This is a genomic window from Deltaproteobacteria bacterium (genome assembly GCA_020848745.1).
Classification (GTDB): domain Bacteria; phylum Desulfobacterota; class Binatia; order UTPRO1; family UTPRO1; genus UTPRO1.
The window spans coordinates 1-4,407 of the sequence record JADLHM010000027.1 but is presented as its reverse complement, the minus strand read 5'-3'; the positions used below and the strand labels follow the sequence as shown (position 1 = coordinate 4,407).

Sequence of the window (4,407 nt, the reverse complement as noted above, 5' to 3'; positions counted from 1 at the left end):
GTATGTGAAGCTTGCGCGAATCCCGTTCGAGACCGAGTTCGTGAAAGCCGAATGGGACTTCGTCATCCGCCCGCACGGCATCCGGACGTGGGACGAGTACCTCACGGTCAGTCGTGCCGGCCGGGGTTCGGCGCTCTCCGCACAGCAGCGCAAACAGGTCTGGAGCGCCGTCGATCGCGTGCTGCGGTCGATGGACGAGACGAGTCACTTCGACTACCCCGGTATCTGCATCCTCGCCCGCGATGCCGTGACGGCAGGCTCGGAGCGCGTGTTCGACGCGGTCATCGTCGACGAGATCCAGGACCTCGGTGCCCAGGAGCTCCGTTTCCTCGCGGCCCTGGCCGGCGATGGACCGGATTCGATGCTGCTCGTCGGCGACGGCGGTCAACGGATCTACGCACGCCGGTTCAGCCTCAAGTCGCTCGGGATACCGGTCGCCGGCCGCTCGCACGTGCTGCGCATCAACTACCGCACCACCGCCCAGATCCGGCGCTTCGCAGACCGCGTCGCCGACGCGTCCTCCGACGACCTCGACGGTGGCGACGAGTCGCGCCGCGGCACGCGCAGCATCCTCGCAGGACCCGATCCGGTCCTTCGGCCGTGCAGGAACGATACCGAGCAGGTCGAGTTCATCAGCGGCGAGATCCGCAAGGCCCGTGGCGCAGGCATCCACGCCGGCGAGATCGCGATCTTCGCTCCGCGGACTGCCCGGGTCGAAGCCATCGCCGCCGGCCTTTCGGCCGCCGGCATCGACGCGTGCCTGCTCAAGGACACGCCCGCCGGAGCGGCGGCTGTCTCCGTCGGGACGATGCACCGCGCGAAGGGCCTCGAGTTCAAGGTCGTATTCGTCGCCGATGCCTCGGACGCGTTCCTGCCACCGGCCCGCGTGCTGCGAATCAGGGACGTCGCGTTGCGCGAAGACGCACTCGGGCGCGAGCGCAACCTCCTCTACGTGAGCATCACTCGCGCTCGAGACCGAGCCTTCATCTCGTGGGCGGGCGAGCCCAGCCCCTTCCTCACCGACGCCATCGACGCCGCGACGCGTCCGGAAAGGAAACCCTCCCGATGACCTTCGCCGTCGGATCGCTCGTCCGCGCCCGCGGGCGCGAATGGGTCGTCCTCCCCGAGTCCGGCGACGCCGTGCTCGTCGTCCGCCCGCTCGGCGGCACCGAAGACGAAGTCGCCGGACTCTACCTTCCCGTCGAACCGGTCGCACCGGCGACGTTCGACCTGCCCGACCCGGCGCGGCTCGGCGACTTCCTGTCGTCGCGGATGCTGCGCGACGCGGTCCGCCTCGGATTCCGCTCGTCGGCCGGGCCGTTCCGGTCGTTCGCGCGGCTCGGCGTCGACCCGCGTCCGTACCAGCTCGTCCCGCTCATGCTCGCGCTCAAGCTCGACCCCGTGCGCCTGCTCATCGCCGACGACGTCGGTATCGGCAAGACCATCGAAGCGTCGCTCATCGCGCGCGAACTGCTCGACCGCGGCGAGATCGACCGGCTCGCCGTGCTCTGCCCGCCGCACCTCGCCGAGCAGTGGCAGGCCGAGCTGTCGTCGAAGTTCCACATCGAGGCCGAACTCGTGCTTCCCGGCACTGCCACCCGGCTCGAACGCCAGTGCCGCCAGAACGAGTCCGTCTTCGACCGCTTTCCGTTCGTCATCGTCTCGACCGATTTCATCAAGTCCGACCGCCGCCGCGACGACTTCGTGCGCGCGTGTCCCGAGTTCGTCATCGTCGACGAAGCCCACGCCTGCGTCTCGGGCGGTACCGCGAGCGGCGGCCGTCACCAGCGCCACGCGCTGCTCCGCAAGCTCGCCGAACGCGCCGACCGCCACGTCGTGCTCGTCACCGCGACGCCGCACAGCGGCAACGAGGACGCGTTCCGCGCACTGCTCGCGCTTCTCGATCCGACGTTCGCCGATCTGCCCGACGACCTGACCGGCGCGCGCAATGCCCCGCACCGGCGGCGGCTGGCGGCACACCTCGTCCAGCGCCGCCGCGGCGACATCACGAAGTTCCTCGACGACGAGACGCCGTTCCCCAAACGCCAGGAACTCGAGGAAAGCTACACGCTCACGCCCGAGTACCGCCGGCTCTTCGACAAGGTGCTCGCCTACGCACGCGAGACGGTCCGAAACGCGGAGGGCGGCGCACACCGGCAGCGGATCCGATGGTGGTCGGCCATTGCGCTCCTTCGCTCGATGGCGTCGAGCCCAGTTGCCGCCGCCGTGACGCTCGGCAACCGCGCTGCCTCCGCCGAGACCGACACCGTCGAGGAAGCCGACGAGGTCGGACGCCGAGCCGTCCTCGACCTCGGCGACGACGATGCGACCGACGTCGTCGACGTCGCCCCGGGCAGCGAGAACGCCACGACCGACGCCGAGTCGAAGAACGAGAGACGCCGCCTTCGCGAGTTCGCGCGCGAAGCCGACGCGCTCGCCGGAAAGAAGGACGCGAAGCTCCAGCGCGCGATCGCGCTCGTCAAGCAGATGGTCGGCGACGGTTTCAACCCGATCGTCTTCTGTCGCTTCATCCCCACGGCCGAGTACGTCGCCGCCGAACTCGCGTCGGCGCTCAAGGGCGTCACGGTCGACGCCGTCACCGGGAACCTGCCCCACGACGAGCGCGAGACCCGCGTGGCGGCGCTCGGCACCGCCGCGAAGCGTGTCCTCGTCGCGACCGACTGCCTCAGCGAAGGCATCAACCTGCAGGATCATTTCAACGCGGTCGTGCACTACGACCTGTCGTGGAACCCGACGCGTCACGAACAGCGTGAAGGCCGCGTCGACCGATACGGCCAGGCCGAGTCGACGATCCGCGTGCTCAGCTTCTACGGCAAGGACAACCGCATCGACGGCATCGTCCTCGACGTGCTGCTCCGGAAGCACAAGGTCATCCGCAGCTCGCTCGGCATTGCCGTTCCCGTGCCGGGCAACTCGAACGACGTCGTCGAAGCCATCCTCGACGGCCTGCTCACGCGCGGCGACACGGGCGCGGCCGAACAGCTAGTGCTTGGCGACATCCTCGAACCGGCGCAGCGCAGCCTGCACGCCGAATGGGACGCCGCCGCCGATCGCGAGAAGACATCGCGGACGATGTTCGCGCAGGAATCCCTGAAGCCTGAGGAAGTGCGCGCCGAGCTCGAAGCCGTTCGCGCCGCGATCGGCTCGCGTGTCGACGTCGAACGCTTCGTCCGCACCGCGCTCGGGGCGCACGGCGCCGTCGTCTCCGCGAGCCTGCCGGCGAAGGTCGATGTCACAACGATCGATGCGCGCCACCGCGGGCTTCGCGATGCGATCGATCGCGTGTCGGGCGGCCTCGACCGGTTCGCGGCCGCGTTCGAGCTTCCGGTCCGCGACGGCGTGCTCCACCTGGGCCGCACCCACCCGGTCGTCGAAGCGCTGGCCGCCCACGTGATGGACGCCGCGCTCGATCCGATCGCCGACGCCGTCGCGCGCCGGTGCGGCGTCATCCGAACCTCCGGCGTCGCGAAGCGCACGACAGCCCTGCTCGTCCGGTTCCGCTTCCACATCGTCGAGCAAACGGGCGAGACCGAGCGGCCGCTCCTGGCCGAAGACAGCCGGCTGATGGCCTTCCGCGGCGCACCGGCCGCCGCCGAGTGGCTCGAGAACGCCGCCGCCGAAGATCTGCTTGCATTCGAACCGACGGCGAACATCGCCGCCGACCAGGCTCGTGAGGCGTTGCGACGCGTCCTCGACGGATTCGACGCGTTGCGGCCCGCGCTGGACGCCGCCGCCCGGAAGCGAGGCGACGAACTGCTCGAGGCGCACCGGCGGGTCCGCACGGCAGCGAAGCGCACTGGCGTCCGGTACCGTGTCGAGCCGCAGTTGCCGCCCGACGTGCTCGGCGTCTACCTCTTCCTGCCGGGAGGCGCCTGATCATGCGAGCCCGGCGCCAGCAGCACTTCGCGACGATCGTGACCGAGGGTGCGATCCTGCCCGCGGACCTGCTCGCGCGCGTCGCGGCGGGCGACGGCAAGTCGATCGGCGGACTGACGCCCGACGCCTACCACCTGCCGGGACGCGAGCGGATCGCTGAGGCGACGAACCGGTCGTGGAACCGCATGGTCGGCGCGTGGGCGAGCTTTTCGACATTGCGCGAAGCGCTTCCGGCTACCGATGCCGGCACGACGCTGACGCGCGACAAGTGGCTGCTGCCGCTGTTCCAGGAGCTCGGCTACGGCCGTCTGCGCACGACGCACGCTGTCGAGATCGAAGGCCGTTCCTACCCGGTCTCGCACGGCTGGCAGAAGACGCCGATCCACCTCGTCAGTTTCCGCGTCGACATCGACCGCCGCATGCCGGGCGCGAAGGGCGCGTCGACTGCGAGCCCGCACGCGCTCGTGCAGGAACTGCTCAACTGCTCTCCGGACTCACTTTGGGCGTTCG

At 69.9% G+C, this 4,407-nt stretch carries 3 protein-coding genes; all 3 read left to right on the top strand.

What is annotated here, in order from left to right; all coding sequences use genetic code 11:
- The first annotated feature begins 40 nt into the window (after positions 1-40).
- Positions 41-1,069, top strand: coding sequence for an ATP-binding domain-containing protein (locus IT293_04195; GenBank protein ID MCC6763844.1), 1,029 nt, complete (start codon positions 41-43; stop codon positions 1,067-1,069).
- A complete protein-coding gene (locus IT293_04190) occupies positions 1,066-3,897 on the top strand; it encodes a DEAD/DEAH box helicase (protein ID MCC6763843.1) in 2,832 nt (943 codons plus the stop codon). Before IT293_04195 ends, IT293_04190 begins: the two co-directional genes overlap by 4 nt.
- 38 nt (positions 3,898-3,935) lie before the next feature.
- A partial coding sequence (locus tag IT293_04185; protein ID MCC6763842.1) for a type II DNA modification enzyme occupies positions 3,936-4,407 on the top strand: 472 nt, incomplete at its 3' end.

Coding starts and splice junctions, on each gene's coding strand:
- IT293_04190 (MCC6763843.1), top strand. CDS start 1,066: ATGACCTTCGCCGTCGGATCGCTCGTCCGCGCCCGCGGGCGCGAATGG.